Consider the following 21829-nt stretch of genomic DNA (forward strand, 5'->3'; position numbering starts at 1 on the left):
TGCTATGTCCAATGCGTTAAAGGTACAGCCCGATCTGCAGTTTGTTAAAGACCTGCAGGACGTGGGCGGGGAGGACGTCAAGAAGTGCTACCAGTGCGCAACATGTAGCGTTGTCTGTCCTCTTTCTCCGGCCGACAATCCCTATCCCCGTAAGGAAATGATTTGGGCGCAATGGGGAATGAAGGATCTGCTGGTCAACGATATCGATATCTGGCTTTGTCACCAATGCGGAACATGTTCCACCCAATGCCCCCGTGGGGCAAAGCCCGGTGACATTTTGGCCGCACTCCGGAACATGACCTATAGGAACCTGGTCAAACCAGCCTCCATTGGCCGCTGGATGAGCAAGGGAATGTATCTTCCGCTATTGCTCGCTTTCCCCGCCCTGATCTTTGGGATCATCTGGTTGGTTCGTGCCGCCCAGCTGGGGACCTTCTTTCCCCTGGTTGACGGTAAGGTAGTGTATGGCGCTCTGTTCCCCGGTGACTTCACCATCGATCCTCTTTTCGGACTCACTGCCCTCTTCGTGGTCATCAGTTTTGCGGTGGGGATCAGCACCTTGGTAAAGGGGTGGAACAAGACGGTCAAAAAGACTTTTGTGGTTGGATACAAAAAGCCGACCATCACCCAGGCGATCATCGATGTGGTCAAAAACGAGATCCTCAACCATGCCAAGTGGAAGAAGTGTGGTGATGAGCCGGAAGATGAAGACAAGTTCAAGGGGCATCTGACCCTGTTCTACGGTTTTGTCTGCTGTGCCATTGTCACCGGTATTGTCGCCGCTGGGCATTGGGGGGGGAAGCTGATCCATTTTATCGCCCCTATCGGACACACGCCCATGGCCTTGTGGAATCCGGTCAAGCTGCTGGCCAACGTCGGTGCGATCCTGCTCCTGGTCGGTCTGACCCTGCTCACACGTCGCCGGATGAATTTGGATCCCAAAACCTCTAACTCGTCGTATTATGACTGGTATCTCCTCGGCGTTATCTGGGCCATCGCCCTTACCGGTATCGGTGCCGAGGTCCTTAGGCTGGCAGGAGCACCCGCTTTTTTGTGCTACTTCACCTATTATTTTCACCTGATCGCCGTGTTCATGATGATCGCCTATCTGCCCTGGTCCAAGCTTGGGCATCTGGTGTACAGGACTGCGGCATTGATCTATGCCCGGTATGTCGGTCGTTTGCCCATTGATGAAGAACTCATTGAACAAGATAACGTTTTTATTGTCTAATCATAAAGGAGGAGACCATGTCTGAAGCACGCAAGATTTTCCCCATAAATACATTTGTGGCCTGTCTCAAAGGTGAAGGCAGGGAAGCCAACAAGGAATCCCTGCTCGACCTGCTCAACTACATGGTAGGTAAGGATGTCGATGCCGAATTCGAGCCCTTTGCCATCGCACTGACCAAGGCCTGGATCTACGAGCAGCATCCCGAGCTGACCAATCTGAGCGCCTCCGGTTTGGCCGCCCTTGGAGAGAATGTCTCGGTCACTCCTCTGCCCGCCCTGGCCGCTGCCGAGGCCTCCGGCATTTTTGAACAGCTTGGGGAGTACCGGTCAACTATCGCCGCCAGGGACACAAAGATTGAAGAGCTCCAGGGCGATGTCGAGGCGAAGGACGCCAGGATTGCCGAGCTCCAGAAGCAGATCAAGGCCTACGAAGATGAGAAAAAGGGCCAGGCCGAAGAGCTCTTTATCACCTCGGAAAAACGGATCGAAGAGTACACCAAAAAACTTGAAGAACTCCTTAAAGAGGTCGACGAGGTCAAGAAGAATGGTGTTGTCGTGGCCGGCGTTGCTCCTGGTGCCGGCGGTGCCGCTCCTGCTGCAAAAGAAGTCGATGAGGACTCTTTTGATTTCGGTGGGTCCAGCTTTGATGAGGATGACTGGTAGGCCGCACGAACTGAGTACATATAACAAAAAAGGCCTGGAGAATATTCTCCAGGCCTTTTTTGCGTTGTATGGAAGAGAGAGCATTACACCCACCAGCGTTCCGGCCCCTGCTAGGCCGGAAAATCCCGATACAGAAACGGGCAGACCTCTCACGTCATACAACCGCATGGCGACGTGTTTTGATGGGGCACCCCCGCGGCATCACGGTTTCAATCGTCTTCAATGGAAGAGAGCTCGACCCATCTATCGTAGAACGATTCGAGCTCATGGGTGACGTTCTGTAACTTGTCACCAAGCGTGGCAAACTCCGAGGGGGCGGACGCACCGAGGGCTGAGGGGTTGGCGAGTCTGTTTTCGATGGATGCCTTTTCCTGCTCAAGGATGTCTATTTTCTCAGGAAGAAGGGCCAGTTCGCGTTTTTGATTGAAAGTTAATTTCGGGGGCCTTGTGGTCCGGACGGGTTTGGGTGTGGACTGTTTGGCGAGGGGGGATGGGTGGCCGCCGTCTCTTCCGGCAGTCTGGGACACCCAGTCGTCATATCCGCCGACATATTCTTGCAGGTGTCCCTGACCTTCGAAGACGATCAGGGACGTAGCCACGTTGTTCAGAAACGTCCGGTCATGACTGACAAGGAGAACCGTGCCCGTATAGTTGACCAGAAGTGATTCGAGAAGTTCCAGGGTTTCCATGTCCAGGTCGTTGGTCGGTTCGTCGAGGACAAGAACATTGGAGGGTTTCGTGAACAGTTTGGCCAGGAGCAGACGGTTGCGTTCTCCGCCCGAGAGAATAGACGCGCAGGTATTTGCCCGCTCGGGGGTGAACAGGAAGTCCTTGAGATAGCCAATGACGTGTTTGGGCCGGCCATTGATAGTCACCACATCGTTGCCCTCGGAAACGTTGTCGCGAACCGTTTTGGTCGGATCGATTCCTTGCCGTAATTGATCCGAGTAGAGGATCTCCAGGCGGGTTCCAAGATGTACGCTTCCGGACTGGGGTGGTAGGGACCCGAGAAGAAGATTCAAGAGCGTTGTCTTGCCGGATCCGTTGGGGCCAAGGATACCGATCTTGTCGCCGCGGGTGATGACGGTCGAAAAATTGGCAATCAGGGGCGACTGGTCAAAACTGAAGTCCAGGCGATCTACCTGAGCAACGAGTTTTCCGGATTTCTGGGCATCCTGAACGACCATGTCCACTGTCCCCAGCCTGGCGCGCCGGAGGGCCCGCTGGTCACGCAATTTTTTCAGTGCTCGGACCCGGCCCTCATTGCGGGTTCTTCTTGCCTTGATCCCCTGACGGATCCATTGCTCTTCCTGGGCGAGTTTCTTGTCGAACCGGTCCCATTCCTTTGTCTCGCTGTGCAGGAGTTCTTCCTTGCGGCGCAGAAAGGTCGTGTAGTCGCAGGACCAGTCGTAGAGGTGCCCCCGATCAAGCTCAACAATGCGGTTGGCCACGCGGGAAAGCATGGACCGATCATGGGTTATGAACAAAAGGGCGTGTGGATACGGGGCAAGAAATTCTTCGAGCCAGGCGATACTTTCGAGATCGAGGTGGTTGGTCGGTTCGTCGAGGAGCAACAGATCCGGTTCGCTGACCAGGGCCAGGGCAAGGAGCGCCTGGCGTTTGCGGCCGCCCGACAACGATCTGAAATCCTTTTCAGCGGGGAGTTTGAGCTTTGAAAGGATCAACCGGATCTTCTGGTCAAGGGTCCAGCCATTCCCGGCGTCGATCCGGTCCTGGAGGAACGCCAGCCGGTGCAGTGATTCATCGGGGTGGTCATGTCCTTTGATGGTTGCGGACAGGCGGGTGTACTCGGCAAGGGCCTCTCCGGTATGCTGCAGACCTCTGGCGACAACATCAAAGACGCTGCCGGTGATCCCCTGGGGAACCTCCTGGGGAAGCGATGCTATCCGGATCCCTTTTTGGCGGAAGATATCGCCACGGTCCGCAGTGGCCGCACCCTGGATGATCTGCATCAGTGTGGATTTACCAACGCCGTTGCGGCCTAGTAAACCAATCCGGTCGCCTGGGTGGATGATGAAATCGATCGCATCTAAAAGAGCGGGGCCGGAGAACGAGAGCGAGACGGATTTAAGACTGACGAGTGTCATGATGATGGCCTAGAGAGATAATGGAAACGGCGTGGCGCGGTAGGGGGCGGCTGTCGCATTGGTAGATGATCGCTGCATCACCCGGAGCACCCCGAGATCTGGCGTGGAGCGATCATGTTGGCGGGAGAGAGGATTTCGTCAAGCTCTTTCTGAGTGAGATATCCTTTTTCAATGACAACCGCATAGACGGTTTTACCGGTAGCCATGGCCTCATGGGCGATTTCCGATGATTTTTCGTACCCGATGTATGGATTGAGGGCTGTGACAACGCCAATACTCTTTTCCACCATAAAACGACAGACGTCCGGATTGGCGGTGATCCCGCGTATGCATTTGTCGGCAAGGGTCATGCACCCACGACGGAGCATGTCCAAGGCATTGAAGAGGTTGAATGCCACCACCGGCTCCATGACGTTGAGTTCGAGTTGTCCCGCCTCGCAGGCCATGCTGACGGTGACATCACTACCGATGACCTGGAAAGCGATCTGGTTGACCACCTCGGGGATGATCGGATTGACCTTCCCGGGCATGATCGAGGAACCGGGGGCCATTCCGGGCAGGTTGATTTCATTGAAGCCGCAGCGCGGTCCGGAGGATAGCAGGCGGAGGTCGTTGCAGATCTTGGAAAGCTTTACGGCAACCCGTTTGAGAACACCTGAGAGCTGGACATAGGCACCCGTATCCTGGGTGGCTTCGACGAGGTTGGGAGCGACGATCAGGGGAAGGCCGGTCATTTGGGTCAACCGGTCGACGACCCGGTGGGCATACTCTGGGTGGGCATTCAGTCCGGTTCCAATAGCAGTACCACCCAGATTGATCTCCCGAACAAGAGACTGTGCCTCGCCCAGGCGTAGGATGTCTTCCCCGAGCATGGTTGCATAGGAGGAAAACTCCTGCCCCAGGGTCATGGGGACGGCGTCCTGCAGCTGGGTGCGCCCCATTTTGATGATATCGGAAAACTCTTCCGCCTTGGTACTAAAGGCGGTTTTCAGATATTTCATGGACTTCATCAGGTCCCGGATCTTGAAGATAAGGGCGATGCGTATGGCGGTGGGATAGACGTCGTTGGTCGACTGGGACATGTTTACATGGGTATTGGGATGGATGGTCCCGTAATCACCCTTGGATTTGCCCAATAGCTCGAGGCCCCGGTTGGCGACGACCTCGTTGATGTTCATGTTCGTGGATGTCCCTGCCCCACCCTGGATAGAGTCGACCACAAAATGATCCAGATGCCGCCCTGCCAGGATTTCGTCACAGGCTTGAACGATTCCCCGCATGGGCTCGTCATCAAGAAGGCCAAGCCCATTATTGGTCTGGGCCGCGGCCTTCTTGATAAAGGCGAGGGACCGGATGAGCATGGGGTAGTGGGAAATGGGTATACGGGAAATGCGGAAGTTTTGCAGGGCCCTGTATGTCTGGGAACCATAGAGGACATCGTCTGGGACATCGATGGTCCCGATACTGTCGTGTTCGTGGCGTGTCATGGCTGGGATCCTTGGGGCAGGGGGAGCGGGACGAACGTGGCGTGTGGCCGTCTTGCGCAGGTACCTTGGGTGGTGAAAAAAGATTCGCTACACGCGTAGAGATGACTATGCCCTGCCATGTGGAGGTAACCAAGAAGCAGGACACCAGAAACTATCGGCTCAACCCTGTCCGGTCATGGCCCGCATAAAGTCTCCATGGCGTTTGGCATAGGAGGGGGATTTGAAGAATGCGGAACCGGAAACCAGGATGTCGGCACCAAGGCCTATGAGCTCCCCGGCATTGTCGGGGCTCACCCCGCCGTCGACCTGGATGAGTGTATCTGCCCCCTGTTCCTTGATCATGGTGGCAAGCTTATTGATTTTTGCCCGTGTGAACGGGATGAAAGATTGACCCCCGAAACCGGGGTTGACCGACATGACGAGCACCATGTCCAGCTGGGGCAAAAGCCAGGAGACGGATTCCAGCGGAGTGGCCGGATTGAGGGCGACACCGCATTGGCACCCCAGTCTGCGGATTTCGCTGACGGTCCGTTCCAGGTGCGCGGTGGATTCGGCATGCACACAGATGAGATCCGATCCGGCATCGGCGAATTCGTCAATATACCGTTCAGGACGTTCGATCATGAGATGGACGTCGAAAAAGAGTTTTGATGCGGCACGGAGTTTTTTGATCACCGGTGGGCCGAAGGTGATATTGGGAACAAAGAGACCGTCCATGACGTCCCAGTGCACCCACTTGAGTCCGGCATGCTCAAGGGCCTCGAGCTCACTGTGCAATTTGCCGAAATCCGAGGACAACAGGGACGGCGAAAGGATGGGTGTGGTACGGATCATGATGTTTTCTCGTCGTTCATGGCAAAATCAACCTTGATTTTAAAAAGCTTCTCTGCCGGAAGGTTAAGGATGGGGATGCCGGTTTTTTCAGTAATGGCGGCCAGGCTGTCGGCAACTCCGTCTTGGGATGGTCCGATCATGGTGAACCAGATGTTCCAGTCGTGATTGCGGAGGTAATTGTGGGTCACACCGGGATGGACGTTCACCTCTGCGACAAAGGTGGCCATGGTATCTTCAGGAACCCTGGCGGCGCACAGGGTTGAATGCCAGCCCAATCGTTTGGATTGGAAATTGGCACCGATGCGCCTTATGACGCCTTGATCCATGAGGGTGTTGACCCTGGCGAGCACCTCATTTTCCGCAAGGCCGACCATGTCGCCGATGTCGGCGTAGGGCCGGCCGGTGATGGGGAAATCCGATTGGATGATGCCGAGAATGGCTTTGTCGTACGCGTCCATGACCATCCTCCTACGGTTCGTTTGTGTGCATGTGCCCACGGAGAGCCCGGGGGGTGTAGGTGCACAGGGGTTCTTCCTTGAGATAATTTCCTGTCATGGTGTGGGCCCTGGCCCGGCACCCCCCGCATACCTTGTGGTACTCGCACACACCACATTTACCTTCATACTGGGACTGGTCCCTGAGGGCGAGGAATTGGGGAGATGAGGCCCAGATTTCCGGGAAACGGTTTTCCTTGATCTGGCCGCAATCAAGTTCCAGAAAACCGCAGGGCTGGACCTGGCCGGTGTGGGATATGAAGCAGAATCCGGTTCCGCCCAGGCATCCCCTGGTCATGGCATCGAGACCGAAATTGTCCATGTTCACCTTGATGCCCTCTTCTTTGGCCCGTTGGCGCATGATCCGGTAATAATGGGGCGCGCAGGTTGCCTTGAGGTGCATGGATGTGGTCTTGCGGAAGTCATAGAACCAGTTGAGCACTTCTTCGTATTCCTGGGCATTGATGATTTCATCCCTGATGGCATCGCCCCGGCCCGTGGGCACGAGGAGGAAGATGTGCCAGGCAGCGGCACCGATGTCTTCGGCCAGGTGGAACACCTGTTTGAAGAAGGGCATGTTGTGTTTGGTCACGGTGGTGTTGATCTGGAACTCGACCCCGGCCTTTTTGAGTTCCTCGATGCCCGCAAGGGAAGCATCGAAGGCTCCTGGCACCCCGCGGAAATCATCGTGGGACCCGGCGTCCGGACCATCGATGGAAATGCTGCATCGCTGGATGCCGGCCCCTTTGATCCTGGCGGCCATGTTCGCATCGATACGTGTTCCATTGGTGCCCATGACGCAGCGCAGCCCCTTGGCCCGGGCATATGGGACCAGCTCAAAGAGGTCCTTGCGCATCAGGGGTTCACCGCCGGTGAAGATGATCACCGGGTTGCCGGTTTCGGGGAAGGTGTCGATGAGTGCCTTGGCCTCGTCGGTGCTCAGTTCGCCGGGATAGGGGTCCTCGTGCGCTTCGGCACGGCAATGCTGGCAGGCAAGGTTGCAGGAACGGGTGATTTCCCAGGCGATGAGACGCAAGGGAGGAGTCTGTCCGTCATTTGGTGTGTGGTGTGATGGATGCATGGATTCTGATCGTGGTAAAGGTGGATGGATCGATCCCTGTGTGTTGTACGGAGACCGTCCACGGACGCGGGAATGATCCTGCTACGCGAGCCAGGTGAGCACGTCCTCGGTATAGTAGGTCAGAATCAGATCGGCTCCGGCCCGTTTGATGGACGTGAGGGACTCCATGACGATTTTCTGTTCGTCGATCCATCCGAGCTGGGCACCGGCCTTGATCATGCTGTATTCCCCGCTGACCTGATACGCGGCCGTGGGCACGTCGAATCCGTCCCTGATCCGTCGCAGAACATCCAGATAGGGCAGGGCCGGCTTGACCATGATGATGTCTGCCCCCTCATCGATGTCCGCCTGGGCCTCGCACATGGCCTGGCGCAGGTTGGCCGGGTCCATCTGATAGGATTTGCGGTCCCCGAAGGCCGGGGCTGATTCCGCGGCATCCCGGAACGGGCCGTAAAAGGAGGATGCGGATTTCACGGCATAGGACATAATGGGCAGTTCCTTGAAATCTGCCTCGTCCAGGGCGCAACGGATGGACTGGATACGGCCGTCCATCATGTCCGAGGGAGCCACCATATCGGCCCCTGCCCGTGCATGGGAAAGGGCTGTTTTGGCAAGATATTCCAGAGTGATGTCATTCTGGACGTATGTATTGTCCAGAATGCCGCAGTGCCCATGTGAGGTGAATTCGCACATGCATACATCGGTGATGACCACGAGTTCGGGAAAACGCGCTTTGAGTCTGCGAACCGCTTCCTGGACGATGCCGGTGTCCGCATAGGCCTGGGTTCCCATGGGGTCCTTGTCCTTGGGAATACCGAAAAGGATCAGGGCCCTGAGACCGGTGTCCACGGCCTGGGCAACCCGTTCTTCCAGTTTGGGGAGAGAATATTGGTTCTGTCCCGGCATGGAAGCGATGGGGTGGGAAAGGGAAGGATCATCGGTTTCAACGACGAAATAGGGCTGAACAAGGTCCTGGGGCCGTAATTCGGTTTCCCGGATCAGATCTCGCAGGGCCGGTGTCCGGCGGAGGCGACGTCCTCTGTAGAAAGAAGGGTGCATGACGTATGTCCTTAAAGGATGTGGGTGGACAAAAAGCTTACAGGCCGATCTCTTCATCCGTGAGATAGCATGCCGGATCAGGGGCCCAGACATCGCCGTAATAGGCCTCGGCCCGGGCCCGGAAATTGCCGCCGCAGATGGGAAGGTATTTGCACTTGCTGCATCGGCCGGTGACGTGCTGCTTCTTGTCCTTGAGTGAGTGCAGGAGCTCGATGTTCGGATCGGTCCATATTTCGGAGAAGGAACGTTCCAGAACGTTGCCAAAGGTGTGGTTGCGCCAGAACTGATCGGCGTGGACCCGGCCGTCCCAGGAGATACAGCCGATACCGCGACCGGAATTGTTGCCTTCGTTGAATTGCAGGAGTTCCAGGACTTCCTTGGCCCGTTCCGGGTTTTCCTTGAGCAGGCGCAGATAAACAAGGGGACCGTCAGCGTGGTTGTCCACGGTCAGGACTTCCTTGGGGTGACCGGCCTCGAACAATTCCTTGGTCAGATCCATGATCTGGTGGACGGTCGCCCTGGTCTGCTCGTGGTTCTGGTCTTCCTTGATCATTGCCGAGCCGCGGCCGGAATAGACCAGGTGGTATAGGCAGAGGCGGGGAACCTCCATGTCCTTCAAGACCTGGAACACCTTGGGGACTTCCTGGGCGTTCTTGCCGAAGATGGTGAAACGAAGGCCCACCTTGAGCCCTTCGGCCTGACAGTTCTCGACCCCCTGCAGGGCCTTTTTGTACGCACCGGGCACGCCGCGGAATTTGTCGTGGACCTCTTCGCCACCGTCCAGAGAGATGCCCACATAGGAGAGTCCGACGTCCTTGAGTACCTTGGCCATCCGTTTGGTGATCAGGGTTCCGTTGGTGGAGATGACGGCCCGCATCCCCTTGGAAACCGCATAGCTGGCAAGTTCGGGCAGGTCCTTGCGTATGGTTGGTTCCCCACCGGAAAAGAGCATGACCGGAGAACCGAACTGGGCCAGGTCGTCGATCATCACCTTGGCCTGATCCGTATTGATGGGATCCTCGCCGTTGGGGTCGATGGCCTGGGCATAGCAATGCTCACACTTGAGGTTGCACCGCTGGGTCATGTTCCAGACCACGACAGGTTTTTTGTCCTTGGAGAATTGGAGCAGGTTCGATGGGAGCTGCTTGGAATCCCGGCCGTAACGCAATGCGTCGGAGGGTTCGATGTTTTCGCAATACAGTTTAGAAATACCGATCATGGGTGCCTCATGGTTGGAATCAAAATGGAGGATATCCTTTGGGGATGACAGGATCGCAATGCCGTGCACAAATTGTATCGGCCCATTTTGGGATGAAGGATGGAGCTATACCGGTCCGTTTGTGATGCACGGTCCCATAATATGGAGAGCGATAAAATGAAACCCCTTGGGTATATAAGTAAAAAAATAATTTTTTTAGTATGATAGGGCTATTGGAGCCGATCGGTGGGCGGTGGAACCGCGCCCATGGCTTCCAGGAGTTGTTTTTTTGAGAAGATGAGGTTCTTTTTAAGTTCCATCCGCTTTGCAGGGGACAATTTTTTGAATGTTCTTTTTTTCAATAATTCTTGGAGTTGTTCGATTTCCTGCTCCAGCCGTGAGAGTTTGGTCTCCAGCTCGTGGTCGCCGGGTCGGATTTTTTCCACCAAATGGGCGAGCTCAAGGATTTCCTGGGTCAAAAGGGCAAACGTCGCCGGAGCGATCTCGCGTTTTTTGGCCCGGTCGGCTAGAAACTGTGTCCATTTATTGCGGAGAAAAGCGATCATCTGTCCCTCGATAGTACAACCAGAACAGGGGCCGGGAGCACCTACCTGAGTCCTTCGGGGCCCACGGGGCTGAAAACCACCAGGGCAAGAACGAGAACTGTCATGATTATTACCGGAAGCAGCATGGCCAGAATGATCCGAGATGTAGTTGTTCTATGGATATACTTGTACCCGAAAAAGGTCGTGACCATGGTCCATAGCGCCCCGACCAATGGACCGACCAGGGGAAAAATGGCCAAAACCATGGGGGCGCTTCCATAGGTCACCGCCCTGAAGGTTCCCGCGAATCCCTGATTGGCGGCTTTGAACACCCGGAGACATATATGGTTCATCCCCACAATGACAAAGAGCATGGAGGTCAGCACGACAGGATAGAGGACCAGAATGAAGGCCGAGCCCATGCCCATCATTCCAAGCCCAAGGGCCGCCCCCCCGTTGCTACCGCCCATCATGGGGATCATACCGGTCATTTGCCAGAAAAACTGCGCCAGTGCCTGGATTTCTGCAATAAGAAGATAAAAGACAAGAGGTTTTCCGATTCCCGGCTCAAAGACCATGTCGCTAAAAAAACGGACCGGATGGAGCATTACTTGTTTGATGGTTCCAAACAATCCGGGGAAGAATCCGGAGCGGTCGAGGTGCTCCCAGGGGACCGCTGTTCCCTCTGATGGGGGGGGGGCGGAGTGGTCTGTACCGTCCCCCCCCCGCCCCGCTTCCCGGGAACCCGGTGGGGGCGAATGCATAGCTGAAAGGGAGTCCCAAATATCATTGCTTGGCCCTGCAGTCTCCTCGGGTTCTTCAGGGGAGAGGGGCGTATTCGGTTGTTCCTCCCCGTCCTCCAATAGTGTCGGTTGTACCGATAATTGTCTGAACCGGAAACGATGGCCACATTTAGGACACGTGGCTATCTTGGTGCGTGGAGGGATTTTTTCGTCTGGAATTTCTCGAGAAAAGGAACATTCCGGACAAACGATATTCATAATAACCTAACCTCGTTTCGTCTGGGGTCATTTGGCGTCAGGGTGACACGGGATGCGGGCCACCGACAGTGTAGCGGTTTTGGATGCAAGGCCATGGCATGTCCGCGGAGACACGTTCATCGGCCGGAAAGACGGAGCTTGGGCGTACCAATGCGTCCAGCCGGACCTATACACGGTTATTCCATGGTACTGCAAGCAACTTGCAGACAACCATAATCATAGAGGGGAGGAATGGAAAGAGATAATTCTATGCGGCCCATCCTAAAAAAATCCGCGTGTACGTGTCGAGGGATCCTTATCCTATCCCGGTGTCCAGATAACCGAAACGGGGAAAGGGGTCGGGACCCCCTGAATATTTTTGGGATGCATGTGGGGAGGAAAGGCTACACGAGAGACGGAAGCGGATCTGGACACAGAGGGGCTCCGGAGCCGCTTCCGTCAGAGAATCATGGAACCATGGCCTGGTTCATGGGGGCGGGCTGTCCACCCGTGTAGGTGGGGAGGATTTCCGCAAAAGCGGACCGGAATTCAGAGAGGATGTGGATAACCTCGTCAATGATCACGGTGTCGAGCTTGACGTTGGCCAAGAGTAAGCGGGAATTGCAGTAGAAATACATCTTGTGGAGGTTCTGGGCCAGATCTCCCCCCTGTTTGGCATTCAGAGAACCATCGAGCTCGGCGATGATATCCAGGGTTTTGGAGATCAATATGCCTTTTTGGGCCATATCCTTCTCCTCGATCTTGACCTTGGCCCGGTTCAGGAATTTGATGGCCGCATCGTAGAGCATGATGACCAGCTCTTCCTGTGAAGTGGTGGTGACCTGTGTCTTGAGATACGCCTTTGCGGCATTGTACTGCATGTATCACTCCTTAGTCGGAAGATGAGCCGAGTTGTTTGATCTGGGAAGCGAGCATATCCTGGATATTGCTATAGTAGCCAAGTGTTGATTCGAGCCGGGCGAATCGGTTGCGCAATTCACGTTCGTAGTCTTGGAGACGCTCCTGCTCGTCGGCCATTTTGTCCTCAAGGTTCCCAACGGTTTCCTGGTAGCTGTCCTCGAGGATGGACAATGTGCCCGTGGAAGAATTGGTGATCTGGTCGAGCAGGCCGGATAATTGCGAAGTTTTACCTTCTTTGAGGCGGAGGGTCCCTCCATGGGTCCCTTCGGCAAGGTCGTTGACCGTGATGGCCAGTCCCTTGGACGGACCGCTCATCGAGGTCAGGGTATTCCCGGATTTGCCCGAGTCGCCCCCTGCATAGTCGTAGAGAGTGCCGTCGATGGTTGCAGAAGTGACCTCTCCGCTTGCATTGACTGTGTATGAGATATCGTATGCTCCTGCCTGGGTCGTTCCGGAAAGGGCAGACTGGTAACTGAAATCCGCAGTGTCCACCGCTGGTTCGAGGTCCGCACTGAAAATCTCCATAACCGCCTGGGGGTCCTCCTCCAGGGCCGCGTCAAGGGATGCCGTATCCAAGACAAAAAGGCCGAAGGTTTCAGACCCCTCGGTGGTGTCCGTGGTCAATCCGATGGCCAGGGCGTCGCTCCCGGAGACCTGGTTCCCGATCAGGCTGCTGATACGGTCAGCATCGGGATCAAAGCCGATCCCCCTTGAAGCCAGCACATTCTTGAGGTTGCTCTCCATGGATTCGAGGGTGTAGCTGCCGGTCAAAAGAGAGGCGGAGTTGTCGGCGGTATCGACCTGGGTCAGGGAACGTATTTTGGTCAGGACCTCGTTGGTCTTATCGACAAAGGTGGTGATTTTTTCCTTGATGGCCGAGGTGTCCGTGCTCGTTGACACGGTGATTGTTTCCCCCGGGTCGGTCGTCTGTTTCAGATTCAGCGTCATTCCGGTGATCACGTCATCGATGGAATTGGAACTCCGTTCGATATACGAGTCGGCTGTGGCCGGCCAGCCGTCGACCTTGATCCGGGAATTCTGGGCCGATTGGGTCGTCCCGAATCCGGTGCCCAAGGACGTGGGAGTGGTGTCGATGGCTACGTCATAGTCTTGTCCCTGGTCCATGCCCCGGATCTGGAGGTGGTAGCCATCGGTTGTCCCGTCGTTGATGATGGCCGCCTTTACCCCCGGGTTGTCGGGATCATCATTGATCATTTTGACCAACGAATCCAGTGAGTTCCCAGAAGAGACCGTGTGGGAGATAGTCTCGCCATTATATGTGTAGGAAAATGTCTCGTCTGAACCGGTGTCATTGATGCTGGCGCTGTCGGAGGAAAATCCGTCGGTGCTCATGAGAATGTGGTTTTGGGCCAGCTGGTTGATCTCTATGGCATGGGAACCCGATTCCGCATCGACCCCGGGCGTTGCCGTAAGGGAGGTCTCGTCGGAGGATGTCGATGTCTTGACCATGAATTCCGAAGGGGTATCCATGCCGGAAAGGGTGGATTTCAGGGATAGGGCTAGGGTATTGAGTTCCTGGACCGCCGAAATTTTGGTCTCCCATGCCTGATAGTCGTCGACCATCGTGTTCAGGGAATGGGTCTCCACCTCCATGAGCTGAGTGACCATGGAGTCGAAGTCCGTTCCAGAACCAAGTCCTGTAAAATGGATCGATCCTGAAGAGTAGGATGAACCGATCAGATTTGAATAATCGTCTGCCATGACGCATTCCTTGGATCAATAGTTGCCAAAAAAATGTCAGTGCCCCTTTTTTCGGTGGTGGCCGGCTGCTGGAAACTTTGGAAACCGTGCGTTCGGTGACGGCCCGTTGCCCTGCACAAGAACCACGTGGGGTTGTCGGGGCCGACCCGTGTAGCATGCCCGCTACTTTTTTCATTCTGTCTAGCCCGGATCAACCAGCAAATCAATGACGGTAACACATGGTCAATTCGTTTGAAGCAAGATCCAGACCGTTTGGATAAAAAAAGGAGGCCTGGCCGTGCGGGCCCGGCCTCCTATGGCTGGTTGGTGTGGTTTGGCTAACCCTGGATGAGCTGCAGGGCCATCCTGGGCAGGGAGTTGGCCTGGGAGAGCATAGCCACTGCCGACTGGGTCTTGATCTGTTGTCGGGTGAACTCGGTCATCTCCGTGGCCACATCGACGTCCGATACGCGGGATTCAGCGGCCTGGACGTTTTCAGACTGGATCTCGAGGTTGGAGACGGTTGAGCTGAGCCGGTTCTGCAGGGCACCGAGGTTGGCCCTGATGGTATCCTTGGAAATGATGGCTTCATCCAGTGCGGCCAGAGCATTTTCAGCCAAGGACTGGGTGGAGATAGACTTCCCTGCGTCGGTTCCGGCGTTCAGCCCGACGCCAAGGGCGGATGCCGTGGATTCCTTGATCTGGACATTGTAATAGTCTTCCTTGGAGTCATTTCCTGTGCCGAAGTGGACCCGTAAGGCTCCCTCAGCGTCCATCGCGCTCCCTGTGTGGGAATCGTCGGAGAGATTACCGTTGAGCAGATAGATCCCGTTGAAGTCGGTGGCGTTGGCGATACGAGTGATTTCCGAGGCCATGGACTGGTATTCTGAATCGATGATGGCACGTTGGTCGGATGTATAGGTACCGGTCGAGGCCTGTTCGGCGAGCTCCTTCATGCGGATGAGCTTTTCATCGATAACCCCGAGGGCTCCGTCGGCCGTCTGGATCATCGAGATGGCATCGTTGGCATTCCGGACACCCTGGTTCAGGGTAGAAATGTCCGAACGCATGAGTTCTCGAATGGCCAGCCCTGCGGCGTCATCGGCAGCGGAATTGATGCGCAGACCTGAGGACAAGCGGTTGGTCGAGGTGCCCAGGGCGTTGTATGCATTACCCAGGTTTCTCATCGCCGTGTCCGCCATGCTGTTGTGATTGATGTAAAGGGCCATAATTTCCTCCTTGAATGGTTGGCGGCATCCTTGCCTTGATATCTTTGGTTGTACTTACTCTATCGACCGATCAAGGGGGAACTTTAGGAATCGGGGAATAAAAAATCGAAAATGCTGTATAACAAAATCTGGATAGTTATGCTGCTCTGGTGGGATGCGGGGAAGTACGCATCCCGTGATCGACTGGTTTGTATGACATCCAGGGAACAGCAACGTTTGGAGAAATTTTCAGCGTGGGATGGACAATGGAAAAAATGGGGGCAGGACCAATCGTTCTAGCTTGGAATGCGCTTGAGGGCTTCATCCAGGGAGATGCCCCGTTTGCGTGCGATGGTGGCCAGGTTGTCCTCGGCATCCGAGGCCCGGAGGTACTTGGCGGCGATGGGAACATTGGTGTAGGTTCCCTTGAGTGCGGCACCAAGGAGTGCTTCGGGGGATGGTGCACAGCGATGGGTGACGAGGGTGAATGTGTTTGGCAGGTTGGGACGGAAAAAGGCAATGTTTTTGGCCAGGCCACTGCCGCAAACCAGGACATGCCGACCGCGGGAGGCAAGGAATCCGGCGGCCACGTCATGGTGGCAAACCCGAGCTGGGCCGAGGGGTTGGCCCCCGGGCATGGCGAATCCCTGCATGTATACCTGGTTCTTGCGGGCGTACGTCAGGACCCACCCCTCGCCGTTCCAATGGGCCATGATGTCTCCGGCCAGGATGGGCAGGTAGTCCAGGCCGCACAATGGAATACGGCCGGCCCTGGAGAGTCCTGCGGCCGTTGCCAAGACGACGCGGATACCGGTGAAACTGCCGGGACCCCGGGTGCAGGCAATTCCTCCTGTCTCCCGAACACTCAGCCCCAGCCGGCTCAATCCCTCGTCGAGCAGGGGAAGAAGATATTTCATGGTCCGCCCCGGCCCTTTGATCCCCGTATTGAACAGAATGCCCGATCCGTTACCAATGACAATCTGGAGCAGTTCCTCGGTGCCGTTTATGACCACAATGGGTTGGGTATCCATGATCAATTGAATTGACGCCATATATCGTTGAAGATGGCCAGTCCCATGAGGGCGAGGAGAAAGGCCAGGCCGAGGCGCATGGTTATTTGTTGCAACCGTTCGTCCAAAGGCCGTCTGCGTACCATTTCTATGAGACAAAAAAGGATATGCCCGCCGTCAAGGACCGGGATGGGCAAGAGATTCAATAATCCCAAGTTGATGCTGATAAGAGCCGTAATGGCCAGAAGATTGACCAGTCCTTCATGGGCCTGCTGGCCGACCATCTGGGCAATCATGATCGGCCCACCGATATTGTCCAGGGGGACAACCCGTTCGACCAGTTTGACCAGCCCCTGGAAGGTGAGCTTCGAGAGTGCCCAGGTCTGGGCCATCCCTTCCCATCCGGCCTCGAGCGGGGAAAGCTTGATCGTCGTTGTTTCTCCGGCAGCGGTGATGCCTACCATGGGAACCATCTTGGTCTCCCCAAAGATATTTTTCCGCTCCTGGAGATGGGGAGTGACCTGTACGGTAACCAAGGATGTTTGTCTGTCTATGGCCAGAGCGAGCGCGTTTCCCCTGCTCGCCTGGATGGCCCTGGAGAGATCCTGCCAATAGGTGATTGGCCGGCCATCCACGGCGGTGATCTGGTCCCCGGGCTCGATCCCGGCTGCTTGGGCCGGGCTGTCCGGCAGGATATCGCCGATTGTCGGGAGCAGCTGGGTTTGTCCCTGGGCAAAAAAGATGCCCCAGTATATCAGCCAGGCCAGGATGAAATTGAAGACCGGACCGGCTGCCACGACGAGCATGCGCTGCCATGGGGGACGGAGTGCAAAGCTCTGGCCGGGCAAAAACCCTTCAGGGAGTTCGTCGTCGACATTTTCTCCCACGAGCTGGACGTATCCACCCAGAGGAAGGGCCGAAAGGCGGTACTCTGTCTCTCCCCAGGTTTTTTTCCATATCCGGGGACCAAATCCCAGAGAAAAGGCCTTGACCCCGATGTTCATGCTCCGGGCTACCAGGAAATGGCCGAGCTCATGGAAGAATATCAGGGCTCCAAGGACGAGAATAATGGCAAGGGTGCTAAGTATCATGGTGGTGTTTCCGGTTGTAGGTGGATAAAGGGAGTCAACCAGGAGAACCGGGAAGGGAGTCGATGGCTGTGTCCGCAAAAGCCCTGGTCGCGGTGTCCAGTTCGAGGATCGCCTCCATGGAGTCGATGGTCCGGGAAACGTGGTGGTCGAGGCATTGCTCCACCAGGGCCGGGATACCCTGGAAGGGAATCTTGCGGTCCAGAAAGGCCTGCACCGCCACTTCATTGGCAGCGTTGAGAACTGTGGGATAACTCGGGCCCGCAGTCAGCGACTGGAAGGCGAGATCCAGACAGGGGAACAGGTCGCGACGGGGTTTTTCAAAATCAAGGCTGCCCAGGGTGGCGAAATCCAGGGGCTTGAGATCGTGCTCGACCCGTTCAGGATAGGTCAGACAATGGCCAATGGGGATTTTCATGTCCGGGACTCCCAGGTGGGCCAGAATGGAACCGTCCCGGTACTCGACCATGGAGTGGATGATGCTTTGGGGATGGACGACTACCTCGATGGTTCCAAGCCCGGTCCCGAAGAGGTGAAAAGCCTCGATGACCTCGAGTCCCTTGTTCATGAGGGTTGCCGAATCGATGCTGATCTTGGCTCCCATAGACCAGTTGGGGTGGGCCAGGGCCTGCTCCGGGGTGACGGACCGCAAAAAATCTGACGATCTGGTCCGGAACGGTCCGCCCGAGGCCGTGAGCAGGATACGGCGCAACTGCTCGGGCTTGTGCCCACTCAGGGCCTGAAAGATAGCGTTGTGTTCCGAATCCACCGGAAGGATGACGCTGCCGCTCTCCCGGCAGGCCTTTCTGATGAGATGGCCGCCAAGGACGAGGGCCTCCTTGTTTGCCAGGCAAAGCATTTTGCCGGCCCTGGCCGCGGCCAGAGTTGCGGCCAGACCCGCTGCTCCCACCTGCGCGGAGAGTATCAGGTCGGCTTCCGGATCCTGGGCCATGGCCATGTATCCCTTCTGGCCCACAAGAATCTCTGGGGAATAATCCGGAGGTAGCAGCGGGGTGAGCTTGTGGGCAATTTCTTCGGTGAGAACCCCGAGTGCCGGCGGCCTGAACATGGCGGCCTGCTCGGCCAGAAGAGGAGCGTTTCTGGCCCCTGCAAGGCCTGTGACCTGAAACCGTTCGGGATATTTGGCAACGATTGCCATGGCGTTGGTCCCGATGGATCCGGTGCTTCCGAGAATGGTCAGTTTGCGAGGTCCTGTCGTGGGGTGTCCTTGCAGTGACAGCGAAGAGATATAGGTCATGGAATGACTCGGCTGTGTAGGCCTTTTGGAAAAAGGCGGGAAGGGAGTGGGTTTTGGGAAGGGATCAGAAAAACACGGTCACTTCTCGGGCAAGGGAGTAGATGGGCAGAACGAACAACAGGCTGTCGATGCGGTCCATGATCCCGCCGTGTCCGGGCAAAATATGACCGGAATCCTTGACGCCGGACCACCGTTTGAGGGCGGATTCGAAAAAATCTCCGAGTTGGGCCGAGATGTTCAGAAGACTGCCCAGAAGAATGAAGGTCCACCAGGACGCAACACCCCAAAAAAGGCCTATAAGCAGGGAGCAGAGCATGGTCAATCCCATACCCCCCAGGCTCCCGGCCCATGTTTTCTTGGGGCTTATGCCCGGCCATATTTTCGTGTTGCCCCACCAGCGTCCCGCGTAGAACCCACCGGTGTCCGTGGCAAAGGCACTTGCCAGAACGAGCATGATTTCCGTGGGGGTAAGAAAACGGAAAAGCTGGAGCATGACCGGCAGGTAAGCGACCCCGGCCAGCAGGATTGCCAGGTCGGCAAAGGATGCCCGGGATGGGTCCCGGCTGTAGGAAAAAAGAAATACGGTTGCCAGGACAAGAAGGCTCACCGGCATGACCAGGGGGGCGAAGTGGATCAGGGCGGGGCTGAAAACAACGCCCGCGATCCCACCGAGAAAAATTCCCAGAGCGAGGGACGCGTTTTTTTGGCTGCCCTGCCAAAACATGGAGCAGTATTCATGGAGTCCCAGTCCTGAGACCACGAAAAGTCCGGCTGCCAGGATTGTGTCGTTTTGGAAGATGATCCAGACGATGAGCGGAACGAGAACGAGGGCCGTTGCGATACGCTGCTGGTGGGAGGTGAGGGTCATGTTCCGGATTCTCCTTCACCGGTCGTTCCGAAACGACGATTGCGGTTGGCAAAATTTTGTAGAGCACGGTGGAAATGCTCGTGGCTGAAATCGGGCCAGAGCGTGTCCGTGAAATAGAGTTCGCTATAGGCGGACTGGAAGAGCAGATAGTTGCTCAGACGGTGTTCCCCGCTGGTTCTGATGATCAGGTCGGGGTCGGGCTGTCCGGCCGTATAGAGATGGTCCTTGAACGTGGCCTCGGTGATCCTGTCTGCCGGAATCCCGGAAGCGACCAGGGAGCGCGTCGCATGCAGGATCTCCTCCCTGCCCGAATAGTTCAGGGCGAGGTTCAACACCATGTCCGTACAGCCCTTTGTCCGCTGACAGGTCTTTTTGACGATCTGCCGGGCAGCAAAGGGGAGGGCCTCGGTATCACCCAGAATTCTGAGGCTGATGGACTGTTCGAGAAGCCCCGGGGTGTTTTTGGTCAGATAGTCCCCAAGGAGTTCAAAGAGAAACCCGATTTCTTTTTGGGGACGTGACCAGTTTTCTTTGGAAAAGGTGTACAGGGTCAGATGACGGATGCCGACGGTTCTGGCTTCGGTGACGATATCATGCGCAGTGTTTGCGCCGGCCCTGTGACCGGCGCTTCGTTCCAGACCCTGCCGTTTTGCCCACCGACCGTTGCCATCCATGATGATGGCCACATGCTCGGGTAAACGTGAAGTATCCAGTTTAGATCTCCATTATCTCTTTTTCCTTGGATTCCAAAAACCCAACGGCCTTTTTGACAAAATCATCGGTAATTTTCTGGATTTCGTCCTGGCCCCTGTGCATGTCGTCCTCGTTGATTTCCTTGTCGTTTTTTTGTTGCTTGAGGATATCATTCATGTCTCTTCTGACATTGCGTAGGGCAACCCGGGCATCCTCGGTGTATTTCTTTGCCATCTTGACCAGATCCTTGCGTCGTTCTTCGGTAAGGGTGGGGATGGCGATGCGTATTGTCTTGCCGTCATTGATCGGGGTCAACCCCAGATCGGATTTGAGGATGGCCTTTTCAACCCCGCTGAAGCCATTGCGGTCCCATGGCTGGATAGAAATCGTACGGCTGTCCGGGATGGAGATGGAGGCGAGTTGGTTGATGGGAGTTAACGTGCCGTAATAGTCGACCTTGATATCCTCCACTAGGGAGGAGGAGGCACGTCCAGTGCGTAGTTTCGCAAATTCCCTGTTTAGATTGTCCAATGCCTTCTGCATACGGGTTGTGCAGTCTTCATAGAGAGATTCCATACGTTATTCTCCTTGTACTCGGGTTCCAACGGTCTCGCCTAGAACGACCCGTTTGATATTTCCCTTACGAAAAAGATTGAATACCTCAATGGGCAGGCTGTTGTCCATACATAGTGATATGGCCGCCGAATCCATGACCCGGAGCTTTTTTTGGAGCACCTCAATGTAGCTCAATTCTTGGAACATAGTGGCGGAAGGATCCTTTTCGGGATCGCAGTCGTAGACGCCGTCCACCCGGGTTGCCTTGAGAATGGCGTTGGCCTTGAGTTCCAATGCACGGATGACAGCGGCCGTGTCCGTGGTGAAATAGGGGATACCCGTTCCGGCGGCACAGATGATCACCCGCCCCTTTTCCAGGTGACGGATGGCCCGACGGCGTATGTAGGGTTCGGCCACCTCACGCATGGCAATGGCCGATAGGACACGGGTGGGGACATTTTCTTTCTCCAGGGCGTCCTGGACGGCCAGAGCGTTCATGATGGTGGCCAGCATGCCCATATAATCGGCCGAAGACCTGTCCATTCCCTTGGCAGACGACGAAATCCCCCTGAAGATATTCCCGCCGCCGATGACAACGGCCATCTGGACTCCCATGGTGGCAATATCGGCTAATTCCCGGCTGATGGACCTGACAATTTCGGGATCTATGCCAAAACGTTGGTCACCGGCCAAGGCCTCGCCACTGAGCTTTAGAAGCACACGGGGATAGTGGAATGTCGTCATGTGATCTCCTTATGCAGGTATGTCGTTGTGTGGTAGTATGGAAAATATCCAGGGAGGTAGAACTGAAAAGGCACAAAAAAGGGAGCCGAAGCTCCCTTTGTTTC

Annotated in this window: 21 protein-coding genes and 1 pseudogene; 2 read left to right on the forward strand and 20 right to left on the reverse strand. The window is 55.9% G+C overall.

Going from position 1 to position 21829, the window contains the following annotated elements; genetic code table 11:
* Nucleotides 1–4 precede the first annotated feature (4 nt).
* Both qmoC and ACY692_RS00315 read left to right on the forward strand, forming a co-directional pair.
* Nucleotides 5–1231 carry a quinone-interacting membrane-bound oxidoreductase complex subunit QmoC gene (gene qmoC / locus ACY692_RS00310; protein WP_462323333.1) on the forward strand — a complete coding sequence of 409 codons (1227 nt, stop codon included), beginning with the start codon at nucleotides 5–7 and terminating at the stop codon, nucleotides 1229–1231.
* 17 nt (nucleotides 1232–1248) lie between these two features.
* Nucleotides 1249–1893, forward strand: coding sequence for a hypothetical protein (locus ACY692_RS00315; RefSeq protein ID WP_462323334.1), 645 nt, complete (start codon nucleotides 1249–1251; stop codon nucleotides 1891–1893).
* A gap of 209 nt (nucleotides 1894–2102) precedes the next feature.
* Here the strand turns inward: ACY692_RS00315 and ACY692_RS00320 are convergent, their stop codons facing one another.
* The 20 genes and pseudogenes from ACY692_RS00320 to pyrH form a co-directional block, all read right to left on the reverse strand.
* Complete coding sequence (locus tag ACY692_RS00320; protein ID WP_462323335.1) at nucleotides 2103–4001, reverse strand: ATP-binding cassette domain-containing protein; 1899 nt, start codon at nucleotides 3999–4001, stop codon at nucleotides 2103–2105.
* A 77-nt stretch (nucleotides 4002–4078) separates the two neighbouring features.
* Nucleotides 4079–5488, reverse strand: coding sequence for an aspartate ammonia-lyase (aspA, locus tag ACY692_RS00325; RefSeq protein WP_462323336.1), 1410 nt, complete (start codon nucleotides 5486–5488; stop codon nucleotides 4079–4081).
* Nucleotides 5489–5647: 159 nt separating this feature from the next.
* Nucleotides 5648–6322 carry a ribulose-phosphate 3-epimerase gene (gene rpe / locus ACY692_RS00330; protein WP_462323337.1) on the reverse strand — a complete coding sequence of 225 codons (675 nt, stop codon included), beginning with the start codon at nucleotides 6320–6322 and terminating at the stop codon, nucleotides 5648–5650.
* Entirely contained in the window at nucleotides 6319–6780 is a 462-nt protein-coding gene (gene ahbA, locus ACY692_RS00335) for a siroheme decarboxylase subunit alpha (RefSeq protein ID WP_462323338.1), read from the reverse strand. The genes rpe and ahbA overlap by 4 nt, the downstream gene beginning before the upstream one ends.
* A gap of 10 nt (nucleotides 6781–6790) precedes the next feature.
* The gene (gene ahbD, locus ACY692_RS00340) at nucleotides 6791–7897 is read right to left on the reverse strand and encodes a heme b synthase (protein WP_462323339.1); all 1107 of its coding nucleotides are present in this window, start codon (nucleotides 7895–7897) and stop codon (nucleotides 6791–6793) included.
* A gap of 81 nt (nucleotides 7898–7978) precedes the next feature.
* Nucleotides 7979–8956 (reverse strand): porphobilinogen synthase, encoded by a 978-nt coding sequence (gene hemB / locus ACY692_RS00345; RefSeq protein ID WP_462323340.1) that lies wholly within the window; start codon nucleotides 8954–8956, stop codon nucleotides 7979–7981.
* A 37-nt stretch (nucleotides 8957–8993) separates the two neighbouring features.
* Nucleotides 8994–10175 carry a 12,18-didecarboxysiroheme deacetylase gene (gene ahbC / locus ACY692_RS00350; protein ID WP_462323341.1) on the reverse strand — a complete coding sequence of 394 codons (1182 nt, stop codon included), beginning with the start codon at nucleotides 10173–10175 and terminating at the stop codon, nucleotides 8994–8996.
* Between the two features lie 209 nt (nucleotides 10176–10384).
* Nucleotides 10385–10720 carry a hypothetical protein gene (locus ACY692_RS00355; protein WP_462323342.1) on the reverse strand — a complete coding sequence of 112 codons (336 nt, stop codon included), beginning with the start codon at nucleotides 10718–10720 and terminating at the stop codon, nucleotides 10385–10387.
* 41 nt (nucleotides 10721–10761) lie between these two features.
* Entirely contained in the window at nucleotides 10762–11463 is a 702-nt protein-coding gene (locus ACY692_RS00360) for a YIP1 family protein (RefSeq protein WP_462323408.1), read from the reverse strand.
* 180 nt (nucleotides 11464–11643) lie between these two features.
* Nucleotides 11644–11700, reverse strand: a pseudogene (locus tag ACY692_RS00365) (zinc ribbon domain-containing protein); the annotation flags it as partial.
* A gap of 446 nt (nucleotides 11701–12146) precedes the next feature.
* Entirely contained in the window at nucleotides 12147–12560 is a 414-nt protein-coding gene (gene fliS, locus ACY692_RS00370; protein WP_462323343.1) for a flagellar export chaperone FliS, read from the reverse strand.
* Between the two features lie 10 nt (nucleotides 12561–12570).
* Nucleotides 12571–14322, reverse strand: coding sequence for a flagellar filament capping protein FliD (gene fliD, locus ACY692_RS00375; RefSeq protein ID WP_462323344.1), 1752 nt, complete (start codon nucleotides 14320–14322; stop codon nucleotides 12571–12573).
* 317 nt (nucleotides 14323–14639) lie between these two features.
* Nucleotides 14640–15530, reverse strand: coding sequence for a flagellin N-terminal helical domain-containing protein (locus ACY692_RS00380; RefSeq protein WP_462323345.1), 891 nt, complete (start codon nucleotides 15528–15530; stop codon nucleotides 14640–14642).
* Nucleotides 15531–15805: 275 nt separating this feature from the next.
* On the reverse strand, nucleotides 15806–16540 hold the full coding sequence (tsaB, locus tag ACY692_RS00385) for a tRNA (adenosine(37)-N6)-threonylcarbamoyltransferase complex dimerization subunit type 1 TsaB (protein WP_462323346.1): 735 nt from the start codon (nucleotides 16538–16540) through the stop codon (nucleotides 15806–15808).
* Between the two features lie 2 nt (nucleotides 16541–16542).
* Nucleotides 16543–17610, reverse strand: coding sequence for an RIP metalloprotease RseP (gene rseP, locus ACY692_RS00390; protein ID WP_462323347.1), 1068 nt, complete (start codon nucleotides 17608–17610; stop codon nucleotides 16543–16545).
* 34 nt (nucleotides 17611–17644) lie between these two features.
* Nucleotides 17645–18865 (reverse strand): 1-deoxy-D-xylulose-5-phosphate reductoisomerase, encoded by a 1221-nt coding sequence (gene dxr / locus ACY692_RS00395; RefSeq protein ID WP_462323348.1) that lies wholly within the window; start codon nucleotides 18863–18865, stop codon nucleotides 17645–17647.
* A 64-nt stretch (nucleotides 18866–18929) separates the two neighbouring features.
* Complete coding sequence (locus ACY692_RS00400; RefSeq protein ID WP_462323349.1) at nucleotides 18930–19733, reverse strand: phosphatidate cytidylyltransferase; 804 nt, start codon at nucleotides 19731–19733, stop codon at nucleotides 18930–18932.
* Entirely contained in the window at nucleotides 19730–20446 is a 717-nt protein-coding gene (gene uppS, locus ACY692_RS00405) for a polyprenyl diphosphate synthase (protein WP_462323409.1), read from the reverse strand. Before uppS ends, ACY692_RS00400 begins: the two co-directional genes overlap by 4 nt.
* A gap of 1 nt (nucleotide 20447) precedes the next feature.
* The gene (gene frr, locus ACY692_RS00410; protein ID WP_462323350.1) at nucleotides 20448–21002 is read right to left on the reverse strand and encodes a ribosome recycling factor; all 555 of its coding nucleotides are present in this window, start codon (nucleotides 21000–21002) and stop codon (nucleotides 20448–20450) included.
* Nucleotides 21003–21005: 3 nt separating this feature from the next.
* Nucleotides 21006–21725, reverse strand: a complete 720-nt coding sequence (gene pyrH / locus ACY692_RS00415) for a UMP kinase (RefSeq protein ID WP_462323351.1) — start codon at nucleotides 21723–21725, stop codon at nucleotides 21006–21008.
* Nucleotides 21726–21829 lie beyond the last annotated feature (104 nt).

Source organism: Desulfoplanes sp. (assembly GCF_054921335.1).

What these genes read in the sequence shown, in the direction of transcription:
- qmoC (WP_462323333.1), top strand. Translation starts at nt 5, where the DNA reads ATGTCCAATGCGTTAAAGGTACAGCCCGATCTGCAGTTTGTTAAAGAC.
- ACY692_RS00315 (WP_462323334.1), top strand. Translation starts at nt 1,249, where the DNA reads ATGTCTGAAGCACGCAAGATTTTCCCCATAAATACATTTGTGGCCTGT.
- ACY692_RS00320 (WP_462323335.1), bottom strand. Translation starts at nt 4,001, where the DNA reads ATGACACTCGTCAGTCTTAAATCCGTCTCGCTCTCGTTCTCCGGCCCC.
- aspA (WP_462323336.1), bottom strand. Translation starts at nt 5,488, where the DNA reads ATGACACGCCACGAACACGACAGTATCGGGACCATCGATGTCCCAGAC.
- rpe (WP_462323337.1), bottom strand. Translation starts at nt 6,322, where the DNA reads ATGATCCGTACCACACCCATCCTTTCGCCGTCCCTGTTGTCCTCGGAT.
- ahbA (WP_462323338.1), bottom strand. Translation starts at nt 6,780, where the DNA reads ATGGACGCGTACGACAAAGCCATTCTCGGCATCATCCAATCGGATTTC.
- ahbD (WP_462323339.1), bottom strand. Translation starts at nt 7,897, where the DNA reads ATGCATCCATCACACCACACACCAAATGACGGACAGACTCCTCCCTTG.
- hemB (WP_462323340.1), bottom strand. Translation starts at nt 8,956, where the DNA reads ATGCACCCTTCTTTCTACAGAGGACGTCGCCTCCGCCGGACACCGGCC.
- ahbC (WP_462323341.1), bottom strand. Translation starts at nt 10,175, where the DNA reads ATGATCGGTATTTCTAAACTGTATTGCGAAAACATCGAACCCTCCGAC.
- ACY692_RS00355 (WP_462323342.1), bottom strand. Translation starts at nt 10,720, where the DNA reads ATGATCGCTTTTCTCCGCAATAAATGGACACAGTTTCTAGCCGACCGG.
- ACY692_RS00360 (WP_462323408.1), bottom strand. Translation starts at nt 11,463, where the DNA reads ATGCATTCGCCCCCACCGGGTTCCCGGGAAGCGGGGCGGGGGGGGGAC.
- fliS (WP_462323343.1), bottom strand. Translation starts at nt 12,560, where the DNA reads ATGCAGTACAATGCCGCAAAGGCGTATCTCAAGACACAGGTCACCACC.
- fliD (WP_462323344.1), bottom strand. Translation starts at nt 14,322, where the DNA reads ATGGCAGACGATTATTCAAATCTGATCGGTTCATCCTACTCTTCAGGA.
- ACY692_RS00380 (WP_462323345.1), bottom strand. Translation starts at nt 15,530, where the DNA reads ATGGCCCTTTACATCAATCACAACAGCATGGCGGACACGGCGATGAGA.
- tsaB (WP_462323346.1), bottom strand. Translation starts at nt 16,540, where the DNA reads ATGGATACCCAACCCATTGTGGTCATAAACGGCACCGAGGAACTGCTC.
- rseP (WP_462323347.1), bottom strand. Translation starts at nt 17,610, where the DNA reads ATGATACTTAGCACCCTTGCCATTATTCTCGTCCTTGGAGCCCTGATA.
- dxr (WP_462323348.1), bottom strand. Translation starts at nt 18,865, where the DNA reads ATGACCTATATCTCTTCGCTGTCACTGCAAGGACACCCCACGACAGGA.
- ACY692_RS00400 (WP_462323349.1), bottom strand. Translation starts at nt 19,733, where the DNA reads ATGACCCTCACCTCCCACCAGCAGCGTATCGCAACGGCCCTCGTTCTC.
- frr (WP_462323350.1), bottom strand. Translation starts at nt 21,002, where the DNA reads ATGGAATCTCTCTATGAAGACTGCACAACCCGTATGCAGAAGGCATTG.
- pyrH (WP_462323351.1), bottom strand. Translation starts at nt 21,725, where the DNA reads ATGACGACATTCCACTATCCCCGTGTGCTTCTAAAGCTCAGTGGCGAG.